This is a genomic window from Streptomyces sp. NPDC002698, assembly GCF_042888945.1.
Lineage (GTDB): Bacteria > Actinomycetota > Actinomycetes > Streptomycetales > Streptomycetaceae > Streptomyces.
Map to the genome: position 1 here is coordinate 166,792 of NZ_JBIAQM010000013.1, position 22,606 is coordinate 189,397.

Sequence of the window (22,606 nt, forward strand, 5' to 3'; positions counted from 1 at the left end):
GATCTCCCTACGGCACTTCAGCCGCCGGTGCCGCCGCCTGCCGCGAGTTCCGGGTGCCGGTGGCGGTGCCTGCCGCGAGTTCCGGTGCCGGTGCCGGTGCCTGTCGCGGGGCTAGGAATTAGAGGCCAGGGGGGCCAGGGGCTAGCGTCGGCCGGAGCGGGCGGCCCGGGCGACGGCCACGACCGCCTTCTCCAGGGCGTACTCGGGATCGTCCCCACCGCCCTTGACCCCGGCGTCCGCCTTCGCGACGGCCGTGAGCGCCATGGCGACCCCGTCCGGCGTCCAGCCGCGCATCTGCTGGCGCACACGATCGATCTTCCACGGCGGCATCCCGAGCTCACGGGCCAGATCGGCGGGCCTGCCGCCCCGCGCCGAGGACAGCTTTCCGATCGCCCGCACCCCTTGCGCGAGCGCGCTGGTGATCAGGACGGGAGCCACGCCGGTCGACAGCGACCATCGCAGCGCCTCCAGCGCCTCCGCGGCCCGCCCCTCCACGGCCCGGTCGGCCACGGTGAAGCTGGACGCCTCGGCCCGGCCGGTGTAGTACCGCCCGACGACGGCCTCGTCGATCGTCCCCTCGACGTCCGCGGTCAGCTGCGACACGGCGGACGCCAGCTCCCGCAGATCGCTCCCGATGGAGTCCACCAGCGCCTGGCAGGCCTCCGGAGTGGCCGCCCGGCCCAGCGCCCGGAACTCGCTCCGCACGAACGCCAGCCGGTCCGCCGGCTTGGTCATCTTGGGACAGGCCACCTCCCGGGCACCCGTCTTGCGCGCGGCGTCGAGCAGCCCCTTGCCTTTGGCCCCGCCCGCGTGCAGGAGCACCAGGGTGATCTCCTCCGCGGGAGCCCCCAGATACGCCTTGACGTCCTTGATCGTGTCGGCCGACAGGTCCTGGGCGTTGCGGACGATCACGACCTTGCGCTCGGCGAAGAGCGAGGGACTCGTCAACTCGGCGAGCGTGCCCGGCTGAAGCTGGTCCGGGGTGAGGTCCCGTACGTCCGTGTCGGCGTCGGCGGCCCTGGCGGCGGCCACCACCTCCTGCACGGCACGGTCGAGCAGGAGATCCTCCTGGCCCACTGCCAGCGTGACAGGGGCGAGAGGGTCGTCTTGTGCGGTCTTCTTGGCCATCACCGAAAGCATCCCACGCGCCACTGACACCAAGCGCCGCGAGCCACAACCCGATACCGGCCTGGCCGGCCCGGCCTCGCGCGGCATCACCGACTCGACCGGCCCGGGCGGCGCGGGCGGTCCGGGCGGTCCGGGCCGCGCGGCACGGCCGACTCGAACTCGCGGGGCCTGGCTGGCTTGACCGGCCCGGCCTGGAGCGGCACGGCTCGGCATGGAGCGGCACGGCTCGGCCCAGCCTGGCCTGGCACGGTTCGGCTCGGCATGGAGCGGGCTGGCCTGGCCTTGCCCAGCGCGGCCCGGCATGGAGCAGCTCGGCATGGCCTTGCCCAGCGCGGCCCGGCCTGTCGCAGCTCAGCCGGGCGCGGACCGGCAATGGCGGCCCGGCGCGGCGCAGCTCAGCCAGGCCGAGCCGCGCCGCGCCGGTCTACGGCTCCTCGTGCCAGCCGTCCCACTCGGCCGCGAACGCGTCCAGGTCCTTCGGGTCCAGCCGTGCCTCGGGATCCGTCAGCACCACCAGCCACTGCGCGTCCTCGGCATCGTCCTCGCCGGCCAGGGCGTCCCGGACGAGCTGCGGCTCCTCCAGCAGCGCGAACCGGTCACCGACGGCCTCCGCCGCCTCTTCCGCGGCGTCACGGTCGGGCAGCACCAGTACATGTCTCACATCGCTCACCCGAACATTTTCCGGTACGCCCGGCGCGGCCGACGCCGGGATACGGGTCCGATGCGTGTGATCTACGCGGCTTGCCGGACCGCGGCCGCGGCTACCGGGCTTCCTTGACCTCCGGCACCCGGTCCAGCTCGATCCCGAACCGCTCGCGATACGTGGCCAGTACCTCCTCGTCCCTCGCCAGTTCCGACACCTCCTTGGTCCCGTCGGCCGTCGACACGGTGAACCTGCGGCCGCTGAGCGTGATCCGGCCTCCGTCCTCGGTGACCCGTGAACAGACCAGCGACCTGGTGAAGTGCGACAGCGGCGAGGTGCCGTGCCACCACGCTCCGGCCACGAAGTCCCCGAGCACACGCGGCCGTACCTCCAGCCGGTACTGGCGCTTGTCGCCCAGGAGCACGTCGAGGTCCTCGCACTCCCGGGAACCGCCCGCTCCCCGCACCCCCGCCGCGTCCGGCGCCGACTCCACGACCCGGAACATCCCTCCGGGGTCCCGCTGTTCGCCCCGCTCCGTGAACGACAGCGGGTAGTGGCTGTGGGCCCCGAAACCGACGTCGGCCAGCCAGTCGCCCCCGTCCACCGTCCGCACCCGCAGCGCGAGATGGTCGTAGGGGATCCCCGGCTTCCCCTCGTCCCCGTACACCCGCGCCGCGAGAAGCGTCACGTCGAAGCCCAGCGAACCCAGCAACGCCCCGAACGCGCCGTTCAGTTCGTAGCAGAACCCTCCTCTGCGCGCGCCCACCACCTTGTCCAGCAGCCTCTCCTCCTCCAGCACGATCTCCTCGCCGAGGTGGATCGACAGGTTCTCGAACGGCACCGTCCGCAGATGACACAGCTGGAGGTCGCGGAGCACATCGGACGTGGGCCACGCCGGGTGCTGGGCCCCGATGCGGCGTAGGTAGGCGTCGGCCTGTGCGGAATTCATGCGTTCAGTGTCGCGCCACTCCCAGCCCCTCGCCCTCACCGGTGACGGCGAGATCACCGTCCTCGTCGGTCCGCAGCACCACCGCGCCCCGGGCCCGCAGGGCCGCGACCGTGCTCGGAGCGGGGTGTCCATAAGGGTTGTCGCCGCCTACGGAGACGAGCGCGAGCCGCGGAGCCACCCTGCGTATGAGCTCCGGATCCTGATACGCCGATCCGTGATGGGCGACCTTGAGCACGTCCACACCGGCCAGCTCGGCGGCGGCCGGGGATCTCGCCAGCGCCCGCTGGGCGGGCGGCTCCAGGTCGCCGAGCAACAGCAGCCGCAGCCCCCCGGACCGCACGAGCAGGGTGACACTGGCGTCGTTCGGGCCGTCCGGCGGCGGGAACGGATCCGGCGGCGGCCACAGCACCCGCCAGTCGAGGTCTCCCGCGCTCCGCCCCTCCCCCGCCACGGCCCGCGTCAGGGGGATGTGCCGTGCATGCGCCTCCCGTCGTACGAACTCGGCCTGTTCCAGAGGCTCTTCGAAGCCGGTCGTCTCGATGGCACCCACCGGGCGCCCCCGGAGCACACCGGGCAGGCCCGCGACATGGTCGGCGTGGAAGTGCGTCAGGACGACGAGCGGGATTCTGGTGACCCCGAGCGTGCTCAGACAGCGGTCGGCCAGCACCGGGTCGGGCCCGGCGTCCACCACCACCGCGCTGCCGTCCCCCACCGCGAGCACGCTCGCGTCGCCCTGCCCCACATCGCACATGGCGAACCTCCAGCCGGGCGGCGGCCATCCCGTGATCACCCTGGTGAGCGGCGGCGGCTGCACCACGAACAGCAGGAGCAGCAGCGCGCCGACCCCACTGGGCAGCGGATGTCTCAGCAGCCGTCGGCCGACGGTGACGGCGGCCACCGTGACGAGGGCCAGCAGCACTGCGCCCGTCCAGCTGTCCGGCCAGTCCACGCCCGCACCGGGCTGAGCCGCCCCGGTGCGCGCGATGTCCGCGATCCACCGGGCCGGCCAGCTCGCCCACCACGCCAGGACCTCGGCCACGGGCATCGCCAAGGGGCCGGCCGCCAGCGTCGCGAACCCGAGCACCGTGGCCGGAGCGACCGCGAACTCCGCGAGGAGATTGCACGGCACCGCCACCAGGCTCACCCGCGCCGACAGCACGGCGACCACGGGCGCGCACAGGGCCTGAGCGGTGGCGGCCGCGGCCAGCGCCTCGGCCGCGCGTGCGGGCACCCGGCGTCGCTGGAGTGCCGCGCTCCAGCGCGGGGCGAGCGTGAGCAGGGCCCCGGTCGCGAGGACGGAGAGCAGGAATCCATAACTGCGGGCGAGCCAGGGGTCGTACAGCACCAGGAGCAGTACCGCGGCGGCCAGCGCCGGGATCAGCGATCTGCGGCGCCCGGTCGCGATGGCGAGCAGCGAGATCGCTCCGCAGGCCGCCGCCCGCAGCACGCTCGGGTCCGGCCGGCAGACGACGACGAAGGCCAGGGTGAGCCCTCCGCCGAGCAGGGCGGTCGCCCGGAGCGGAACTCCGAGCCGCGCGGCGAGGCCCCGGCGCTCCACCCGCTGGGCGAGGCCCGGCGGCCCGATGAACAGCGCGAGGACGATGACGAGGTTGCCCCCGCTGACGGCGAGGAGATGTGTGAGGTCAGTGGCCTCGAAGGCGTCGTCCAGCTCCGGCGTGACACGTGAGGTGTCCCCCACCACCAGCCCGGGCAGCAGCGCCCGCGCGTCCGCGTCCAGGCCGCCGGTCGCCTTTCGCAGCCCTTCGCGCAGCCTGCCCGCGAACCGCTGCGGACCGGACGGCGCTCCGACCACGTCCGGCGGCGCGCTCCCCCGTACACGCAGCACCGCCGCGATGTCCTCCCCGTCCGACAGGGCGGGCACGACCCGCGCGGCCACCCGCAGCCGGGTCGACGGCAGCAGCGACAGCCAGGGCGAGCGCCCGCCGGTCTCCCGGGACGCACCGCGTCCCGAGCGCCCCCCGAACCCCCGAGGCGCGCCTCGTCGCGAGCGGGCGTCGACGATCACCAGCACCGGTGTCCGGGTGGCCAGCACCGTGCCGTCCGCCTGGGTGACGCGCGTGACGTCGGCGTCGAACAGCAGGGCTGTCGGAGCGACGTGGTCCCCGCTGATCCGGGGCCGGGTGAGCCGGGGATCGGAGGTGATCTCCACCTCCGCGGTCACCTCGGCGTACCTCTCCGCGAGCGCGGGGACAGGTCCGCGTCGCAGATCCGCCGCGTGCAGCCCGGCGGAGGCCGCGGCGGCGGCGACGCAGAGGAGCACGGCGGCCACGGACACCCGCAACCCGCGGCGCACCACTCCGCGCCCTTGCCCCGCGCCGGAGCCTCCCCGCCCCGTGCCCGCTTCTCTCTGCCCCGCACCGGAGCCTCCCGACCCCGACCCCGTACCCGTATCTCCATCTCCCCGTCCCGTCCGCGCGGCTCTCCGCCCCGCCACTGACAGCGCGCCGGCCGCGATCAGGGACACGGCCGCGACAGCCGTGACCCGGCCCGGCGACGCTCCGACGCTCACGGCCGCCGTGAGCCAGACCGCCGCGGCGGGTGCCACGAGCCGGAGATCGACCGGACCCTCCGCCCTGGGGTGCGAGGCTCCCAGCCGCCGCCCGGACGCCGCGTGCACGGGCCTCCGGCCGGTGGCGCCGGGCAGACCCTCGGCGCGCGTCAGGGAACCTCGCGCCTCCCCGGGCTCCGTCGCCGTCCGGGGCCGTGGCTCCGTCGACGGCCGAGGTCCGGACTCCACCGTCGTGAGAGGCGCGCCCAAGCCTCTCACCACCGAGGACGTGGACTCCTCCGGCATCCTCACCGGCCCGCCGGACAGCCCGCTCAGCGCCGGGCCCGCCCGCTCGCCCCTCCTCCCGGTACCGGAACCGCTCATGGCCGCACCAGATGCCGGAGATCGGCGAAGCGGCGGTCTCCGATCCCGTTCACTTCGCGGAGCTCGTCGACCGAGCGGAACCCGCCGTGCGCCGTGCGGTAGTCGATGATGTGCCGGGCGAGGACGGGCCCGACGCCGGGCAGGCTGTCGAACTGGTCGACGGTGGCCGTGTTGAGGGGAATCGGCGCGGAGGGCACCGCTCCCGCCGCGGATCCCGCTGCACCGAAGGCCGCGGAGCCTCCGGAGCCGCCCGGTCCGGCTCCTGCCGGGGCCGTGGACGCGCCGACCACGATCTGTTCGCCGTCCACGAGGATCCGGGCACGGTTGAGGCCGTCGGTGTCCGTGCCGGACCGTAACCCGCCGGCGGCTCGCAGGGCGTCCTCGACGCGGGACCCGGCCGGCAGGCGCTGGAGTCCGGGGGCGCGTACCTTTCCGCCCACGTCCACGACGACCACACCCCCTCCGGCGGCGGCGCTCGAAACTCCGGCCGGGGCACCGGATTCCGCCCCCGGCCCGTCGCCCGGTGCGTGCTTCCCGCCGTACGGTGCGGCGGCGCTCACAACCTCCGGAGCCCGGACCGGTCGCGTCCGGCCCGCCCAGAAGTGCTGCACGGCGAAGGCGGCGGCCACGACCAGCAGCACGGTCAGCGCGGCCACGCTCCTGCGTTCCAGACCGCACCGCGACTGGAGCCACAACGGGAGCCGCTCCCGCACGGCGAGCCCGGCCCGGTCCCGCCACACGCCCGCTTCCCCGGCCGGATCACGCGAGGCCGGGGCACTTGCGGTGCCGGGGACCCGCCCGTCGTCGGGCGCCTCGCTCGCGGTCCACGCGCCCAAGGTCCGCGCACTCGCCGTCGGGGTGTTCGCCGTCGGTGTGTTCGGGGGCGTCGTCCTGTCGGCCGTCCGGCCTTCTGCCCGCAGGGTCCGTCCTGGGTCCGGGACCGTGTCGCGGCCGTGGGCCTCGAGCCGGGTGTTCCAGGGGTCCCGGACCGGATCGGCCATAACGCCCGTGGCCACTGCCGTGTTCGCCCTGGGGACGTCCCCGGCGTCGCGGTCCGTCCACGGTGGGCCGTTCCCCGACTCGTGCCGCCCCTGGGCGTGTTCGGTGAAGAGCGTGTCGGCGCGCAGCCGAAGGGCCGCGGCCGAGGCCTCATGACGACGGGTCCGGGTTCGCCCGTCGCGACGGCGATGGCGGCTGCGGCTGTCGGAGTGGGGGCCACGACCCGGTCCACTGGTCGGGGTCGCGGTGCGTGAGCTCGATCGAAGTGCCATGCGGCGAGGATGCGGCAACCCGCCGCCCTCGCGATGATCATGCTCAATTCCGGTGGAAAGCACTCCCGTTGTGGATAACTCCGTCACCCGCACGAGCTACGCACGCGAGCGACGCAGGTGCCGGCCTCCTCATCGAGGCGAGACGACCGCCGCCAGCAGACCGGGTCCGGTGTGCGCTCCGATCACCGCGCCCACCTCGCTCACATGCAGTTCGGCGAGGCCTGGCACCCGGGCCCGCAGCCGGTCCGCGAGGGCCGACGCCCGCTCGGGGGCCGCAAGATGGTGAACGGCGATGTCGACCTGTGCGCTGCCCGCCCGGTCGACGACGATCTCTTCCAGGCGCGCGATCGCCTTGGACGAGGTCCGGACCTTTTCGAGGAGTTCGATGCGGCCGTCGCGGAGCTGCAGCAACGGCTTCACCGCGAGCGCGGAACCCAGCAGCGCCTGCGCGGCCCCGATCCTGCCGCCACGGCGGAGGTAGTCGAGGGTGTCGACGTAGAAGTGGGCGGACATGCCCGCGGCCCGCTTCTCGGCGGCCGTGACCGCGTCGTCGACGCTCCCGCCCGCCTCGGCGGAATCGGCGGCGGCCAGCGCGCAGAACCCGAGAGCCATGGCGACCATCCCGGTGTCGACGACACGCACCGGCACCGGGGCGTCACGCGCCGCGAGCACCGCGGCGTCGTAGGTGCCCGAGAACTCCGAGGAGAGGTGCAGCGAGACGATCCCGGTGGCGCCGGACTCGGCGACCTCGCGGTAGGTCGCGGCGAAAGTCTCGGGGCTGGGCCGGGACGTCGTGACGGGGCGCCGCTTCTGCAGTGCCAGGGCCAGGGAACGCGCCGAGATCTCGGTGCCCTCTTCGAGCGCCTGGTCCCCGAGGACCACGGTCAGGGGAACCGATGTGATGCCGTGGCGCTCCATCGTCCGCGGCGGCAGGTAGGCCGTTGAATCGGTGACGATCGCGACATGGCGGGACATGAGCTGGAGATTACCTGGCGGGACGGGTGCGCGGCAGCCCGGGCCCTTCCACCTGCGGTCGCGACGGCCGGATCACGTCGTGCTCTCGGGGCGGGGCTTCTTCTGCCAAGGGTAGGTGGGCCGTTGGCCGGGCGGTGTGATGGCCGAAGGCCTCGCCCCGTCCTCGGGCCGGGACTGCGGGCTCCGAGCCCCGCTCTGTCCGTCGGAGGTGCCCGCGTCCGCGGCGGGAGCGTCGGGCCAGGACGTGGCCGGACCGGGCTCCTTGGTCCAGTGGCGCAGCGCGCCGGCCTCCACGTCGATCTGTGCGCTCAGTGTGTCCAGGTCGTCGCCGGCGAAGCGGTGGGCCCGGTCGCGGGCGGCCCAGCGCAGCGAGTCCGCCGACTGCGTGATCCGCTGGGTACGCTCGCGCAGACCCGGGAGTCGGACGGCGAGCGTGTCCCGGTCGGGCTCGGCCTCCAGGCGCTTCAGTTCGGCGTCCAGCTCGTGCCCGTGGGCGCTGAGCCGCTCGAAGAGGCTCAGGGACTCCTTGAGGGACTCGTCCTCCACCGCGCCCGCCTGGAGCGCGTCCTGGGTGGCGCGCATCGAGGTGCGCAGCGTCAGTCTGAGCTGGGCGAGCTCGCCCTGGGGTCCGAACTGGGCGAAGGTCTTCGCGCGCAGGGTGGTGTCCTCGACCGTGCGGCGGGCCTGCGAGATGGTGCGGTCCACACCGCGTTTGGCGGCGCCGATCACCTTCACCGTCGCATACGCGCCGAACACCACGAACAGCAGGAAGAGCAAGGCGATCACGGTGATCACGGTACCCATCACACTCCTCCTCCGACCGGCCGCGGCACCTTTCGCCGCGCTCTCAACGGTAAACGCTGCGGGCAGGTTCGGAGTTCCGGAAGGACCCCGAACCTGCCCGTAGGGGACTACCCCGAGCCGGTCGGCTACGCCGTGACGATGTTCACCAGCTTCGGCGCGCGCACGATCACCTTGCGGATCCCCGCGCCGCCCAGCGCCGCGACGACCTTCTCGTCGGCCAGCGCCACCTTCTCCAGCTCGGCGTCGGTGATCGACGGGGAGACCTCCAGGCGGGCCTTGACCTTGCCCTTGATCTGCACGACGCAGGTCACGGCCTCGTCGACGACGTACGCGGGGTCGGCGACGGGGAAGTCCTGGTGGACGACCGTGTCGGCGTGGCCCAGCTTGCGCCACAGTTCCTCGGCGATGTGCGGGGCCAGCGGCGCGACCATCAGCACCAGTGTCTCGGCGACCGGGCGGGCGACCGGGCCGCCCACCTTGGTCAGGTGGTTGTTCAGCTCGGTGACCTTGGCGATGGCGGTGTTGAACCGCATGCCCTCCAGGTCCTGGCGCACACCGTCGATGGCCTTGTGCAGGGCACGCAGCGTGTCCTCGTCCGGCTCGGTGTCGACGACCGTGACCTCGCCGGTCGCCTCGTCGACGACGTTGCGCCACAGCCGCTGCAGCAGGCGGTACTGGCCCACCACCGCGCGCGTGTCCCAGGGGCGGGACACGTCCAGGGGACCCATCGCCATCTCGTACAGGCGCAGGGTGTCCGCTCCGTACTCGGCGCAGATCTCGTCCGGGGTGACCGCGTTCTTCAGGGACTTGCCCATCTTGCCCAGCAGCCGGGAGACCTTCTCGCCCTGGTAGTAGTGCGCGCCGTCGCGCTCCTCCACCTCGGCGGCCGGCACGGCGATACCGCGGCTGTCGCGGTACACGTAGGCCTGGATCATGCCCTGGTTGAACAGCTTGTGGAACGGCTCGGCCGACGAGACGTGGCCCAGGTCGAACAGGACCTTCGACCAGAAGCGTGCGTACAGCAGGTGCAGCACGGCGTGCTCGGCGCCGCCGACGTACAGGTCGACGCCACCGGTCGGCTGGCCCTCGCGCGGGCCCATCCAGTACTGCTCGATGGCGGGGTCGACCAGCTTCTGGTCGTTGTGCGGGTCCAGGTAGCGCAGCTCGTACCAGCAGGAACCGGCCCAGTTGGGCATGGTGTTGGTCTCGCGGCGGTACTTCCGCGGGCCGCGGCCGTCACCCAGGTCCAGGGTGACGGCGACCCAGTCCTCGTTGCGCGACAGCGGGGTCTCCGGGGACGTGTTCGCGTCGTCCGGGTCGAAGGTGCGCGGGGAGTAGTCCTCGACCTCCGGCAGTTCCAGGGGCAGCATCGACTCGGGCAGCGAGTGGGCGACGCCGTCCTCGTCGTAGACGATCGGGAAGGGCTCGCCCCAGTAGCGCTGGCGGCTGAACAGCCAGTCGCGCAGCCGGAAGTTGACGGTGCCCTCGCCGATGCCCCGGCGCTCCAGCCACTCCGTGATGCGCGCCTTGGCGTCGACGACGCCCAGGCCGTCCAGGGAGACCTCGTCACCGGCGGAGTTGACGATCTTCGCGTCGTACGAGGCGAAGGCGTCGTCCCAGGTGGAGGCGTCGGTGCCGCGGTCGTCCGAGGGCTCGACCACGCAGCGCATGGGCAGTTCGAAGGCGCGCGCGAACGCGAAGTCGCGGGTGTCGTGCGCCGGGACGGCCATGATCGCGCCGGTGCCGTAGCCCATCAGGACGTAGTCGGCGATGAAGACCGGGACCTTCTCGCCGTTGACCGGGTTGGTCGCGAACGCGCCGGTGAAGACGCCGGTCTTGTCCTTGGCCTCGGCCTGCCGCTCGACGTCGGACTTCGAGGCGGCCTGCGCGCGGTAGGCGGCGACGGCCTCGGCGGGCGTCGCGTGACCGCCGGTCCACACCTCGTGGGTGCCCTCGGGCCAGGCGGCCGGGGTGAACTTCTCGACCAGCGGGTGTTCCGGCGCCAGCACCATGTAGGTGGCGCCGAACAGGGTGTCCTGACGGGTGGTGAAGACCGTGATCGCTTCGCCGTCGATCGGGAAGTCGACGCGCGCGCCCTCGGAGCGGCCGATCCAGTTGCGCTGCTGCAGCTTGATGGCCTCGGGCCAGTCCAGCGCGTCCAGGTCGTCCAGCAGGCGGTCCGCGTAGGCGGTGATGCGCATGTTCCACTGGCGCAGCTTGGCCTTGAAGACGGGGAAGTTGCCGCGCTCGCTGCGGCCGTCGGCGGTGACCTCCTCGTTGGCCAGGACGGTGCCCAGGCCGGGGCACCAGTTGACCGGCGCGTCGGAGGCGTACGCCAGGCGGTAGCCGCTCAGGACGTCGGCGCGCTCGACGGCGCTCAGCTCGTTCCACGCGCGCGAGGTGCCGTCGACGACGACGGCACGCTCACCGCTCTCGAACTGGGCGATCAGCGCGGAGATGGGACGGGCCTTCGAGGCCTCGTCGTCGTACCAGGAGTTGAAGATCTGCAGGAAGATCCACTGGGTCCACTTGTAGTACTCCGGGTCGATCGTGGCGAACGACCGGCGCTTGTCGTGGCCCAGGCCCAGCGCGCGCAGCTGGGACTTCATGTTCGTGATGGCGGCCACGGTGGTCACCCGGGGGTGCTCGCCGGTCTGCACGGCATGCTGCTCGGCGGGCAGGCCGAAGGCGTCGAAGCCCAGGGTGTGCAGGACGTTGTGACCCGTCATGCGCTGATACCGGGCGGACACATCGGTGGCGATGTAGCCCAGGGGGTGACCCACGTGCAGACCCGCACCCGAGGGGTACGGGAACATGTCCATGATGAACTTCTTGGGCCGGGCGACCAGCTCGGGGTCTCCGGCCAGGTCGCCGGTGGGGTTCGGGGCCTCGTACGTGCCCTCGGCGTCCCAGAAGTCCTGCCAGCGTGCCTCGATGTCGGCGGCCAGGGCGGCCGTGTAGCGGTGCGGCGCGGCCGACTCGGCGGTGGCGGCAGCGGTGTTCGTCTCGCTCATGTCCTCAAAGCTCCATCGATCGTCTCTGCCAGCAGAAATGAAAAAACCCCTCGCACAGGAGGGGACGCCGCGCTGATGCCGACCACGATGCGTCAGCGGTCGGGACTGATCAGCGCGGCCCGCTAAGCAGAAGGCGTACGGCACGCATGGCGTCAGGGTACCGCAGCGCCCACGCGGGCCGCGACGAGCTTTCGGGCCTGTCGGCACCGCGCGTCGCCCGGACGGACGGCAAAAAATTGTTGACCGATGTTCAAATTTTACTTCGCTTAACGGACGCTTGCGGACAACACAAAGACCTCATTGCCCTTTGGTAACAAGGCAATAACTCAAACGTGGAGCTCGGCGCCATTTCTCGACCTAGAGTGCGCCTTCGGGACCGCTTCCCCGAACCGTAGGGAGTACCCCTCATGAACCCTCGTCGTAACAACAGCTCGCTTCCCCGGATGGGCCGTTCGGCCTACGGGGTGGCCTCGGCTGTCGCCCTGTTCCTCATACCCGTGATCGTGCTGGTGGGAGGCACCGCGGTTCAGGATTTCCTGAACTTCGGCGCCGGCGTCCTGTCGCTGGTCTCCCTGACCTGCTCGGTGATCTGGGGCCTGGTCGCCCAGGACCGGCTCATCCTCGACACACGTCAGCGGATCATCGCGCAGGGCATCCACCGCGTGACCGCCGTCGGCTCGATCGCGTTCCTCCTGGTGCACATCACCGTCAAGCTGGCGCTGGACCACACCGTCCTGATCGCCGCGCTGATCCCCTTCAGCCTGGGCGTCACGGGCATCGGCGGGCTCATCGGCCTCGGCTCGCTGGCCGGCCTGCTCATGATCTTCGTGGGCATCACCGGCGCGCTGCGCAATCAGTTCGCCGCGCCGGCCGTGGTCGCCGCCCGCTGGCGCGCGATGCACATGCTGGCCTACCCGGCACTGTGCGCGGCCCTGGTCCACGGCCTGTTCGCGGGGCGCCCGGCGAAGACCTTCTTCATGGTCTCGTACGAGTTGTGCCTGCTCGGCGTCATGGCCGCCCTCGTGCTGCGCGCCGCCCCGAACTCGGTCAAGCACAAGGTCGCGGCGCGGATCCTGGCGCTCACCGGCGGCGGCAGCGCCCGCGGGTTCCGCGAGGACCTGGAGGCGTCCCGTGCCGCCGCGATGGAGTCGCCGCAGGGAGGTTCCGCGGGTCGCTCCGACCGGCGTTCCCCGGGCGCCGGCTCCGTCCCGTCCCCCCGCAAGGAGCGCAGGGAGGCCTCGTCCCCGCAGTTCGGCGGCGCGCCCGACCCCGCGGACAGCGGCTTCGCGGCGGCCTACCGCACCGTGGCGACACCCGGCGACGGCCCCGCGGCCCCCGGGACCCAGCAGTTCCAGATGCCCGTGCCCGCGCAGCCCACAGAGACGTTTCCCCGCGTCGGCAACGGCGGCGCGCAGAGCTGGCCCGTCCCTCAGTCGGCCCCCGTGGGCGAGGCCCCGGCATCGGCGTACGACCCGCTCAACGACACCGGATACACCACCCCCGTCTACGGCGCTCAGCCCGCCGGCGGCTACGGCACGAGTGATGTGTACAACACCGGTGAGACGAACGCGTCCTACCGCACGTACAACACCAATGACACGTACGACAGCGGTCCCACGACTGACGTACTGCCGGGCGCCTTCGACGCTCCTGGCTCCGGTGAATCTTGGAATGCCCCTTCCGGAGGCTTTAAGTGAACGAGGCCCTGCCCGACGTCCCGGAAGTCCGCGTAGTCGGACTTCCGCAGCTCACGTCGGGTTTCGACCTGGTTGAACGTCTTGATCTGCCCATGCACCTCAAGGTGCACGGTCCGCTCGAACCCCTGGGCGGAGAAGAACTCGCGAGCCTCGCCGAGGACATCAATCTGAAGGGCCGCGGCGGGGCGGGCTTCCCGTTCGGCAAGAAACTGCGCTCGGTCGCCGAATCAGCCATCAAGAAGGGCATCCGCCCGGTGGTGGTCGTCAACGGAAGCGAGGACGAACCGGCCTGCCGCAAGGACACGGTGCTCATCAACCGTGCCCCGCACCTCATCCTCGACGGCGCCCTCCTGGTCGCGGAGGCCATGGGCGCCCGCCAGCTCGTGATCGGCGTGACCCGCGAGTCCACCCAGCGCTCCATGGAAGCGGCGCTGGCCGAGCGGGGACTGAGCAACCGGAGGGGAGCGCCCCTTCGCGCGCGCGTGCAGCGCAACCCGATACGGATGGTGACCGGCGCGGCCGCGTCGCTGATCCGCTCGATCGACGGCGGCCCGGCCGTGCCGCCCGGCCGCAAGGTCAGCGCCTCCCAGGCGGGCGTCGGGGGCGCGCCCACGCTGCTGTCGAACGCCGAGACGTTCGCGCAGCTCGCCATCGCGGCCCGCATCGGCCCCGACCGCTACCGCAACACGGGCCTGTACGACGAGCCCGGCACCGTCATGCTCACCGTCTCGGGCGCGGTCGCGCGCCCCATGGTGATCGAGGTCCCCACCGGCGTACCGCTGCGCTACGTGCTCCAGCTGGCCGGCGCCCCGGCGATGCCGCAGGGCGTGCTGACCGGCGGCTATCACGGCAAGTGGCTGGACGCGGCGACGGTCAACGAGGCGATCGTCTCGCGGGACTCCCTGGCCGCGGTGGGCGGTGCGCTCGGCGCCGGGGCGATCCTGCCCATCACCCAGGAGACCTGCCCCCTCGGCGAGTCGCTGCGTGTGGCGCAGTGGCTGGCCGACGAGAGCGCCGGCCAGTGCGGCCCCTGCTACCTCGGTCTGCCCGCCGCGGCGCGTGGCCTGGCGGACATCCTCAACGGCGGCGGACCGGCGGCGCTCGAGGCGGTGAAGCAGGTCGCCAAGTCCGTGAAGCGGCGCGGTGCCTGCTCCCACCCGGACGGCTCGGCGATGTTCATCGAGTCGACCCTCAAGGCGTTCACGGACGACCTGGCCGCGCATGTCCTCGGAAACGGCTGCGGAAGGCCCGTGGAAGGCGTTCTGCCGCTCTTCGAGGACGGCCAGCTGCCCCTGAGCATCATGGGCGGCCAGAGCGAGCAGGAGGCGGGTCCCAGCCGCCAGAAGATCTTCGTCGACTGGACGCTGTGCCGCGGGCACGGCCTGTGCGCCGATCTCCTTCCCGAGGTCTTCGAACTGGGCGCCGACGGCTTCCCCACCGTCGCGCAGGCCCCGGTGCCGCGATTCGCCGAGGCGAAGGCCCTGCGCGCGGTACGCCGCTGCCCGGCGCTCGCCCTGCGGATCGAGGAGGACACCAGGGGCTCGTCCCCGTCGCGCAACAACCTGCCGGTCCTCTCCCAGGGCCGTGGGCGCCGCGCGCTCGGCAGCGGCCGCTGACACGAAGGAGCGGGCCACCAGGAACCGGTGGCCCGCCTTCGACACGTTCCGCGCGGTGGCCGGCCGGCCGTTCCGCGAGAGCACGGAAAACGAAGAAGCGGACCACCCTGATCGGGTGGCCCGCTTTCAACGTCTGTGGAGCTAAGGAGAATTGAACTCCTGACCTCCTGCATGCCATGCAGGCGCTCTACCAACTGAGCTATAGCCCCTTGTGGCCACGCGGTGAGACCGCGTTTTCACCGTGTCGCCGGTTTCCCCGGCGGCGACGCCAACATTACACGGTCCCCCTGGTGAACCACCAAATCGTTTCCCGTCTGTACCGATTCGGGCTTCATGTCGCATTGCGTGTGCCCCGCCGCGTGCCATGTCCGCCCGGACACGACCGCTGGGCCGAACGGGTTCGAGGAGGCGCGAGGCGGGGTTCTCCGGACGGCGACGGACGGGGAACGCCACCTGGGGCCGCTGCGCGGCTCCTGACGGGCTTCAGGGGCCACGGCGGACTCCGCCCGGCCTCCGGGGCGCGGACGATGCGTGGAAGCCGCTCCAGGGCGGCTGTGGCGTCCCGCTCACGCGTACGCGCCAGGGCGGGTGCGGTGCCCGCACGGTGCGGGCGAGGCGGGGCGGGGCGGGAACTGCGCCGGAACGGCAGCGGATTGACGCCGCCGACCCACCGAGGGGGGATCACCCGCGCCCGTCGGGCCGACCGGGGCCGGATCGCCCCGCGGCGGGACGGACCCCGGGCCGGGCCGGCGCCGGGACCGGCGGCCACACGGGCAGGCCGTCCCGGTGCCGTACAGCGCCGATGCCGTACAGCGCCGGAGTCACACGGCCCCGGGGGCGCGCGGTCCCCGGGTCAGGCCGTGGCGAACGAATAGAAGCGCTTGAGCGTGCAGTGCTCGTCGAGGAGCCGTGCGTAGATCGGCTCGCCCTCCAGCTCGCGGTACGTCTCGATCGGGTCGCCTTTTATGATCAGCGCCCGCGCGCATTCCTCGCACCAGTACTGGTAGTCGTGGTTGACCGGTTCCATGTCGCGGACGATCGGCGTACCACTGCCGCACCAATCGCATTTCCGCCTGTGTGCACCCATCAATCAGCTCCAGCTGTGGCCGCAGGCCGTGCACACGTAGGAGATTCCACCGTTGTCACCGAGAACCTGGGCAACGTGGACCGATCCGCAGGAAGGGCAGTCGAGGAGGGTGGCTTTCTTACGGTTCAGTGCCACTTCGAGGAGATCGTCGACCTCCTCGAGGATGCTGGCAGGCATCGCTACTCCCTCCCGTCGGGCCGCGCCCCCTTCCGGCCGTTTGATTCTGCCACGGCCGGAGCAATACGGTCAGCGACGCCTTCGTACCAGTCCGGACACGGGCACCCAGCACGGCCCTGGCGACCGGCGCATACGAGCACGCCAGGAGCGCGTCCGCAAAGGTATACGCCCCAGGGACCCCAAGTGACTCAAGCGGGTTCGAGATGAGTGTGCCCAAGACCACGGCTCCCCATGAGCCGGAGAGGGCGCGCGGCTCCTGACGGTGTCACGGAGGCTGCCGGGGCGACGCCTCCGGGGTGATCCACGACACGGCTTCCGGAGTCCGTCCGCCCAACTGCGCCCGCCTCGGCGCGTTCCTCCGAGGCCGGGCCCCAACTCCGGTACGAGCAACGAAAAATCCCGCTCCCTCACGGGAACGGGATCTTTCATCACTCTGTCCGACAACTCGAGAGAGTCGGTCTGTGGAGCTAAGGAGAATTGAACTCCTGACCTCCTGCATGCCATGCAGGCGCTCTACCAACTGAGCTATAGCCCCTTGCGTTCTTCCCGCCCTGCGGGCCGAACAAGAAGAACTTTAGCCTGCGACCAGCCGGAAAGTGAAATCCGGTCCCTCCGGGCCCGCGCGGCCGGACGGAGAGCCGTCCGGCGCCCCTCAGTCGTCGTCGCCGAGGACCGGTTCCGGCAGCGTGCCGGCGTTGTGCTCCAGCAGCCGCCAGCCGCGGACGCCCTCGCCGAGGACGGACCAGCAGCAGTTGGACAGGCCTCCGAGGCTCTCCCAGTGCCGGGACTCCAGACCGAGCAGACGGCCGATCGTGGTGCGGATCGTGCCTCCGTGGCTGACGACGACGAGGGTGCCCTCGTCCGGGAGCTTGTCGGCGTGCCGCAGCACCACGGGGGCGGCGCGGTCGGCGACCTCGGTCTCCAGCTCGCCCCCGCCGCGCCGCACCGGCTCACCGCGCTTCCACGCGGCGTACTGCTCGCCGTGGCGGGCGATGATCTCCTCGTGCGTCAGCCCCTGCCAGACGCCCGCGTAGGTCTCGCGCAGGCCCTCCTCGTGGGTGACGTCGAGGCTGGTGAGGGCGGCCAGCTCTGCGGCCGTCGCGGCGGCGCGCTTGAGATCCGAGGCGACGATGGCGTCGGGCTTCAGGGAGGCGAGCAGCCGGGCGGCGCGGACGGCCTGCCCGACGCCCGTCTCGGTCAGCTCGACGTCCGTCGAACCCTGGAAGCGGCGGTCCACGTTCCAGGAGGTCTGGCCGTGCCGCCACAGGATGACCCGACGGCCCCTGCCCGGCTTCGCCTCGGCGGTCGCGCCCACGGCCTCGCGGGCCTCGGCGGTCACCGCAGCTCCTCCATGCCGACGGAGTCCTCCTCGGCCTGGAACTTGGCGTGCTCGGCGGCCTTGCCGCGGGTCGCCTTGGCCTCGGCGGGCAGGTCGAGCTCGGGGCAGTCCTTCCACAGCCGCTCGAGGGCGTAGAAGACGCGCTCCTCGCTGTGCTGGACGTGCACCACGATGTCGACGTAGTCGAGCAGCACCCAGCGTGCCTCGCGGTCGCCCTCGCGGCGCACCGGCTTGGCGCCGAGCTCCTTGTTCAGGCGCTCCTCGATCTCGTCGACGATCGACTTGACCTGACGGTCGTTGGGCGCGGACGCCAGCAGGAAGGCGTCGGTGATGGAGAGCACATCGCTGACGTCGTAGGCGATGATGTCGTGCGCGAGCTTGTCTGCGGCCGCCTGTGCGGCGGCATTGATGAGCTCGATGGAGCGGTCCGTGGCGGTCACTACGCGGCTTTCCGTCGGCGGTCGGTTACGACTCAAGGGTCTCACGGACCGCCGAGGACACCCCACGCGTTTCCGGGGCCGCGCCCCGGGGCCGGGCCCCGGGGCGTGACGCCGGTCACCCGCGGGTCACCCGGTCGAGCGGCTGGTGATCTTGTAGTCCTGGCCGAGGACGACGGACACGTCCGCGTTGCCGGTGGCCTTGCCCTTCTTCACGGTGCTGGTGGGCAGACCCAGGGTCTTGGCGACCTCGACGGCGTCTTCCTTCTTGGCGGCGTCGCTGTAGGTGATCTGGGACACGCTCTGGGCGGCGGCCGAGGTGCCGGAGTCCAGGAACGTGTAGCCGCCGTTGACCAGGGCGATCCTGGCCTGGCCGGTGGCCGCCTTGACGCCGGTGGCGTTCTCGATGCCGACGCGGACCGCGGAGCCCGCCTCGGGGCTCTTCGCCGTACCGCCCAGGACGTTCTTGATCACGCTGTCGGAGGTGCTCGCGGTCAGCGTGCCGTCCTGCTGCACGGGCAGCAGCGCGGTCTTGTAGTCGCCGCCCTTGGCGAGGTCGGCGAGCTCGGCGAGGAAGGCGCCGAGGTCCTGGTCGGTCAGGGACGGGTCGAGGATCTGGGCCAGCGTCTGCACGGTGGTGGTGGCGGCCTGCTTGTCCGAGGACAGCTTGCGCATCACCCCCTGCATGACCTGTCCGAACCGCTCGAGCTGCGCGTTCTGGTCCTCGTCCGCGGCCTGGTAGGTGGCGTAGGCGACGGCCATCTTGCCGCTGAGGGTCTGGTCCTCGCCCTTCTTGACGAGCGGGGGGTCGCTCTTCTTCTTGGAGGCGGGGTCCGGAACGTCGGTGTTGGTGGTGACCTCGATGTCGCCGACGAGTTCGACGAGGTTGTTCAGGTAGGGGGTGTCCAGCCGCCAGGTGCCCTGGATGCTGGTTCCCAGCACGGTGTCGAGCGCTTCCCGTGTCCCGGAGGAGCCGTCCGTGTCGACGGACTTCGCGAGCGTGGTCGTCGAGCCGTCGTCGTCCGTCAGGGCGAGGGAGTTGGGCAGCAGGACGGTGGTGCCCTGCTTGGTGGTGGTGTTGTCGACGAGCAGGGCCGTGGCGGTGCCGCCGCCCTTGGTGTTGTGCAGGTGGACGACGACCACGTCGCGCTTCTGCGCGGCGACGGGCGTCGTGGTCCCCGGCTTGGCGTCCGAGGCGGTGCCGGGAAGCTTGCCCGCGTACCAGAGGTAGCCCGCGCCACCGGCCGCGACCAGGGCCACGACCACGACCAGGGCGACGATCCTGCTGCGGGCGCGGCGCTTGGCCTCCTCGCGGCGCTCGGTGCGGTTCTCGGTGAACTTCAGCCAGTCGATGACGTCCTCGGACTCGGTCTCCTGGTCCTCGACGAAGGCGAACTGCTCGGTGCGGTAGTCCCGGTCGGCCCGGGGAGCGTCGTCCTCGGGCGGCCCGGCCTGCTGCGGGATGCGGGGGGTCTGCTCGGCGACCCGGGGCTGCCGGCCGGTGCTCGCGGCGCCCGCCGTGTCGGCGCTCCGCCCGTAACCGTCGTGCTGAGTCCGGGTGGTCCCGGTCCCGCCGGCCCGGGGCGCACCCGTGCCGAACGGGTCGAAGGAGTCGTACGAGGAGGCGGCCGGCTGCTGACCGGTGTCGTACGGCGACACCGTCTCCTGCCTGCCGGTGTCATAGGGAGACACCGTTTCGTGCTGACCGGTGTCATAGGACGACACAGGTGGCTGGTGGCCCGTGTCGTAGGGCCGGACGGGTTCCTGACGGCCCGTCGCATAGGGGTCGTAGCCGTAGCCGGACTGCTGCCCGGCGTCGTAGCCGTCGTACCCCTGGGCGGGCTGCTGCGGGATCTGCCGGTACACAGGCTGCCCGTACTCGTCGTAGCCGACGAGTTCGTACTGCTGGTCGCCGCCGCCCGCGTATCCGTCGTATCGGTCGTTCACCGGGTGCCCCTCTCGGCTCACTGGCCGCGGTACAGCTCACGCTTGTCGATGTAGCGCACCACACCGTCCGGCACCAGATACCAGACGGGGTCGCCCTTGGCGACTCTCGCACGGCAGTCTGTGGACGAGATGGCGAGCGCGGGAACCTCGACCAGCGAGACACCGCCCTCCGGGAGTCCCGGGTCGGTCAGGGTGTGACCGGGCCGGGTGACCCCGATGAAGTGCGCGAGGGAGAACAGTTCTTCCGTGTAGCGCCAGGTGAGGATCTGGCCGAGCGCGTCCGCGCCGGTGATGAAGAAGAGATCCGCGTCGGGGTTGAGCGCGTGCAGGTCGCGCAGTGTGTCCGTCGTATAGGTCGGGCCGCCGCGGTCGATGTCGATCCGGCTGACCGAGAACTGGGGGTTCTCGGCGGTCGCGATGACCGTCATCAGGTAGCGGTCCTCGGCGGGCGTGACCGTGCGGTCGGTCTTCTGCCACGGCTGCCCGGTCGGCACGAACACCACCTCGTCGAGGTGGAACTGCGCGGCGACCTCACTGGCCGCGACCAGGTGTCCGTGGTGGATCGGGTCGAAGGTGCCGCCCATGACGCCGAGCCGACGCTTGCCCGGATTCGAGGGGCCGTTGCCGGTGCCGGTCACGAGGCGCTTCACCGCGCCGCCGGCCGCCGCGCCCGCGCCGCCCGTGGCGTCGCCGACGGCGCCGCTCTCCGTGTCACTCGCCGGACCGGTAGGCATGTCCTGCTCTCCCATGCGTGCAGACCCTACCGGCCCGGCCGACGGGCTCCTGCCGACAGGGGCCCCGAGCGGGCCCGGGAGGCTCAGCGGTCGCGGTTGAAGCGCGTGGTGATCCACAGCAGCAGGAGCAGGATGAACAGCGCCCCGCCGCCGGTCAGGTACGGGCTGAGGCTCTCGTGGTTGCCGCCGTTCTCGCCCTCGGCGACGACGGTGGCCAACTGTGCGGCGGTGTGCTGGAAGCTCATCTCGGCAGAACCTATCCAGTGGGTGCGGGATAAAGATGTCGGCCCATCGTATGCGGGCGCCCACACAGCGAACACGCCGACTCCGCCGTTGGGGACGGCGCTCCGCCCGTCGGTCCGCGGCCGGTCGTCAGCCGTCGCGCTTGTAGCCGCGCAGCAGGAACCAGGCGGCCAGGGCCACGCCGACGACCATGACGATCAGCACGACGCGGAGCAGATCGCCCGGACCCTGCCTGTCTGCGGCCGAGGCGGCTTCCGCGAGCCACGCGGCTGCGGGAATGTGCTCCATGTCGTACGACTCCTTCTCTGTACTGCCCGTCAACGGTATCTCCGCCTAGGCTGGGCTCTGCCTCAGGGGGACAGAAGGCACTCAGACGCACATGGGGGAAGACATGTCCGACGGCGGCCAGGGACGGAACGGGCACGAGAACGTGCCGAGCAGGCAGCGCAGGCGCTTCGAGGGGATCTCCTCGCGGGCCTACGAACACCCGGCGGACCGCTCGGCCCTGGTGGCCCTGCGCAAGCTCAGCGGTTTCGACACGGTCTTCAAGGCACTGAGCGGTCTGCTGCCCGAGCGCAGCCTGCGGCTGCTCTTCCTCTCCGACTCGGTGCGCGTCTCGGACGCGCAGTTCACGCACCTCAACGACATGCTGCGGGACGCCTGTTACATCCTGGACCTGGAGAAGGTCCCGCCGATGTACGTCAACCAGGACCCGCAGCCCAACGCGATGTGCATCGGGCTGGACGATCCGATCATCGTGGTGACGACCGGGCTCGTCGAGCTGCTGGACGAGGAGGAGATGCGGGCGGTCATCGGCCACGAGGTCGGCCACGCGCTGTCCGGTCACGCCGTCTACCGCACGATCCTGCTGTTCCTCACGAATCTCGCGGTCCGGGTCGCCTGGATCCCGCTGGGGAACCTCGCGATCATGGCGATCGTGACCGCGCTGCGCGAGTGGTTCCGCAAGTCGGAGCTGTCGGCGGACCGGGCGGGGCTGCTGGTCGGCCAGGACCTGCGGGCCTCGATGCGCGGTCTGATGAAGATCGCGGGCGGCAATCACCTGCACGAGATGAACGTGGACGCGTTCCTCGCGCAGGCCGAGGAGTACGAGTCGGCGGGCGACCTGCGGGACTCCGTGCTCAAGATCCTGAACGTGCTGCCGCGCACCCACCCCTTCACCGCGGTCCGCGCGGCCGAGCTGAAGAAGTGGGCGGAGTCCCGCGACTACCAGCGGATCATGGACGGTCACTATCCGCGGCGCGACGCGGACAAGGACACCTCGGTGTCGGACTCCTTCCGGCAGTCGGCGGCCAGCTACGCCAGCGACGTGAAGAACTCCAAGGACCCGCTGATGAAGCTGGTCAGCGACATCGCGGGCGGCGCGGGCGACCTCGGGGGCCGGGTACGGCGCGGTTTCGGGGGCTTCGCGGGCGGCACGCCCAAGGACGGCGCGGCCGACGGGGACGCCGAAGGCACCGGCACCGGGCAGGCGCCGCGCGAGGACCGCTCCGAGGACCGCTCCGGGGACGAGGGCACCGACGGCCGGAACTGATCGCCCCCGCCGGATTGCGCCGCCCCGCCGGGCGGCGCCGGGCGGGGCCGGCCGCCGGACCCCGCCGGGGGTGCCGCCGACCGCCGCCGGGCGGCGCCGC

Annotated in this window: 19 protein-coding genes and 2 tRNA genes; 3 read left to right on the top strand and 18 right to left on the bottom strand. The window is 71.8% G+C overall.

The features are described from left to right. Window positions 1-141: 141 nt before the first annotated feature. The 8 genes from holA to leuS form a co-directional block, all read right to left on the bottom strand. A complete protein-coding gene (gene holA, locus ACFYW9_RS20500; RefSeq protein WP_389152048.1) occupies window positions 142-1,128 on the bottom strand; it encodes a DNA polymerase III subunit delta in 987 nt (328 codons plus the stop codon). Window positions 1,129-1,552: 424 nt separating this feature from the next. Continuing rightward, window positions 1,553-1,798: a hypothetical protein gene (locus ACFYW9_RS20505; RefSeq protein ID WP_351866947.1), complete on the bottom strand. Its 246-nt coding sequence runs from the start codon at window positions 1,796-1,798 to the stop codon at window positions 1,553-1,555. A 91-nt stretch (window positions 1,799-1,889) separates the two neighbouring features. Beyond that, on the bottom strand, window positions 1,890-2,720 hold the full coding sequence (locus ACFYW9_RS20510) for an arylamine N-acetyltransferase (protein WP_389152053.1): 831 nt from the start codon (window positions 2,718-2,720) through the stop codon (window positions 1,890-1,892). A gap of 4 nt (window positions 2,721-2,724) precedes the next feature. After that, on the bottom strand, window positions 2,725-5,358 hold the full coding sequence (locus tag ACFYW9_RS20515) for a ComEC/Rec2 family competence protein (protein WP_389152056.1): 2,634 nt from the start codon (window positions 5,356-5,358) through the stop codon (window positions 2,725-2,727). Window positions 5,359-5,609: 251 nt separating this feature from the next. Beyond that, window positions 5,610-6,629, bottom strand: coding sequence for a helix-hairpin-helix domain-containing protein (locus ACFYW9_RS20520; protein WP_389152059.1), 1,020 nt, complete (start codon window positions 6,627-6,629; stop codon window positions 5,610-5,612). A 384-nt stretch (window positions 6,630-7,013) separates the two neighbouring features. After that, entirely contained in the window at window positions 7,014-7,859 is an 846-nt protein-coding gene (locus ACFYW9_RS20525) for a DegV family protein (protein ID WP_328452593.1), read from the bottom strand. A gap of 72 nt (window positions 7,860-7,931) precedes the next feature. Beyond that, window positions 7,932-8,663 (bottom strand): hypothetical protein, encoded by a 732-nt coding sequence (locus tag ACFYW9_RS20530; protein ID WP_389152063.1) that lies wholly within the window; start codon window positions 8,661-8,663, stop codon window positions 7,932-7,934. A 125-nt stretch (window positions 8,664-8,788) separates the two neighbouring features. Beyond that, a complete protein-coding gene (leuS, locus tag ACFYW9_RS20535) occupies window positions 8,789-11,677 on the bottom strand; it encodes a leucine--tRNA ligase (RefSeq protein ID WP_389152066.1) in 2,889 nt (962 codons plus the stop codon). A gap of 407 nt (window positions 11,678-12,084) precedes the next feature. Here leuS and ACFYW9_RS20540 point away from each other — a divergent pair, with 407 nt between their 5' ends. Together ACFYW9_RS20540 and ACFYW9_RS20545 are read left to right on the top strand one after the other, a co-directional pair. Continuing rightward, complete coding sequence (locus ACFYW9_RS20540; RefSeq protein ID WP_389152069.1) at window positions 12,085-13,374, top strand: cytochrome b/b6 domain-containing protein; 1,290 nt, start codon at window positions 12,085-12,087, stop codon at window positions 13,372-13,374. After that, the gene (locus ACFYW9_RS20545) at window positions 13,371-14,990 is read left to right on the top strand and encodes an NADH-ubiquinone oxidoreductase-F iron-sulfur binding region domain-containing protein (protein ID WP_389152072.1); all 1,620 of its coding nucleotides are present in this window, start codon (window positions 13,371-13,373) and stop codon (window positions 14,988-14,990) included. Before ACFYW9_RS20540 ends, ACFYW9_RS20545 begins: the two co-directional genes overlap by 4 nt. 136 nt (window positions 14,991-15,126) lie before the next feature. Here ACFYW9_RS20545 and ACFYW9_RS20550 read toward each other — a convergent pair. From ACFYW9_RS20550 to ACFYW9_RS20595, 10 genes are all read right to left on the bottom strand, one after another. Further along, window positions 15,127-15,199, bottom strand: a tRNA-Ala gene (locus ACFYW9_RS20550). Between the two features lie 644 nt (window positions 15,200-15,843). Further along, window positions 15,844-16,077 (bottom strand): hypothetical protein, encoded by a 234-nt coding sequence (locus tag ACFYW9_RS20555; protein ID WP_037618755.1) that lies wholly within the window; start codon window positions 16,075-16,077, stop codon window positions 15,844-15,846. A 3-nt stretch (window positions 16,078-16,080) separates the two neighbouring features. Then, the gene (locus tag ACFYW9_RS20560; RefSeq protein ID WP_261702676.1) at window positions 16,081-16,254 is read right to left on the bottom strand and encodes a hypothetical protein; all 174 of its coding nucleotides are present in this window, start codon (window positions 16,252-16,254) and stop codon (window positions 16,081-16,083) included. 462 nt (window positions 16,255-16,716) lie between these two features. After that, window positions 16,717-16,789: transfer RNA gene (locus ACFYW9_RS20565), tRNA-Ala, on the bottom strand. Between the two features lie 117 nt (window positions 16,790-16,906). Beyond that, a complete protein-coding gene (locus ACFYW9_RS20570; protein ID WP_389152075.1) occupies window positions 16,907-17,593 on the bottom strand; it encodes a histidine phosphatase family protein in 687 nt (228 codons plus the stop codon). Further along, a complete protein-coding gene (rsfS, locus tag ACFYW9_RS20575) occupies window positions 17,590-18,033 on the bottom strand; it encodes a ribosome silencing factor (RefSeq protein ID WP_326787839.1) in 444 nt (147 codons plus the stop codon). Before rsfS ends, ACFYW9_RS20570 begins: the two co-directional genes overlap by 4 nt. Window positions 18,034-18,159: 126 nt before the next feature. Next, on the bottom strand, window positions 18,160-19,977 hold the full coding sequence (locus ACFYW9_RS20580; protein ID WP_389152081.1) for an LCP family protein: 1,818 nt from the start codon (window positions 19,975-19,977) through the stop codon (window positions 18,160-18,162). Between the two features lie 17 nt (window positions 19,978-19,994). Continuing rightward, a complete protein-coding gene (nadD, locus tag ACFYW9_RS20585) occupies window positions 19,995-20,726 on the bottom strand; it encodes a nicotinate-nucleotide adenylyltransferase (RefSeq protein ID WP_389152084.1) in 732 nt (243 codons plus the stop codon). A gap of 68 nt (window positions 20,727-20,794) precedes the next feature. Further along, window positions 20,795-20,956 (bottom strand): hypothetical protein, encoded by a 162-nt coding sequence (locus ACFYW9_RS20590; protein ID WP_037618764.1) that lies wholly within the window; start codon window positions 20,954-20,956, stop codon window positions 20,795-20,797. Between the two features lie 127 nt (window positions 20,957-21,083). Then, the gene (locus tag ACFYW9_RS20595) at window positions 21,084-21,275 is read right to left on the bottom strand and encodes a hypothetical protein (protein ID WP_389152191.1); all 192 of its coding nucleotides are present in this window, start codon (window positions 21,273-21,275) and stop codon (window positions 21,084-21,086) included. A gap of 58 nt (window positions 21,276-21,333) precedes the next feature. On the opposite strand from ACFYW9_RS20595, the gene ACFYW9_RS20600 reads away from it, so the two are divergent. Continuing rightward, window positions 21,334-22,506: a M48 family metallopeptidase gene (locus ACFYW9_RS20600; RefSeq protein ID WP_389152088.1), complete on the top strand. Its 1,173-nt coding sequence runs from the start codon at window positions 21,334-21,336 to the stop codon at window positions 22,504-22,506. Window positions 22,507-22,606 lie beyond the last annotated feature (100 nt).

What these genes read in the sequence shown, in the direction of transcription:
- holA (WP_389152048.1), bottom strand. Translation starts at nt 1,128, where the DNA reads ATGGCCAAGAAGACCGCACAAGACGACCCTCTCGCCCCTGTCACGCTG.
- ACFYW9_RS20510 (WP_389152053.1), bottom strand. Translation starts at nt 2,720, where the DNA reads ATGAATTCCGCACAGGCCGACGCCTACCTACGCCGCATCGGGGCCCAG.
- ACFYW9_RS20525 (WP_328452593.1), bottom strand. Translation starts at nt 7,859, where the DNA reads ATGTCCCGCCATGTCGCGATCGTCACCGATTCAACGGCCTACCTGCCG.
- ACFYW9_RS20530 (WP_389152063.1), bottom strand. Translation starts at nt 8,663, where the DNA reads ATGGGTACCGTGATCACCGTGATCGCCTTGCTCTTCCTGCTGTTCGTG.
- leuS (WP_389152066.1), bottom strand. Translation starts at nt 11,677, where the DNA reads ATGAGCGAGACGAACACCGCTGCCGCCACCGCCGAGTCGGCCGCGCCG.
- ACFYW9_RS20540 (WP_389152069.1), top strand. Translation starts at nt 12,085, where the DNA reads ATGAACCCTCGTCGTAACAACAGCTCGCTTCCCCGGATGGGCCGTTCG.
- ACFYW9_RS20555 (WP_037618755.1), bottom strand. Translation starts at nt 16,077, where the DNA reads ATGGGTGCACACAGGCGGAAATGCGATTGGTGCGGCAGTGGTACGCCG.
- ACFYW9_RS20560 (WP_261702676.1), bottom strand. Translation starts at nt 16,254, where the DNA reads ATGCCTGCCAGCATCCTCGAGGAGGTCGACGATCTCCTCGAAGTGGCA.
- nadD (WP_389152084.1), bottom strand. Translation starts at nt 20,726, where the DNA reads ATGGGAGAGCAGGACATGCCTACCGGTCCGGCGAGTGACACGGAGAGC.
- ACFYW9_RS20590 (WP_037618764.1), bottom strand. Translation starts at nt 20,956, where the DNA reads ATGAGCTTCCAGCACACCGCCGCACAGTTGGCCACCGTCGTCGCCGAG.
- ACFYW9_RS20600 (WP_389152088.1), top strand. Translation starts at nt 21,334, where the DNA reads ATGGGGGAAGACATGTCCGACGGCGGCCAGGGACGGAACGGGCACGAG.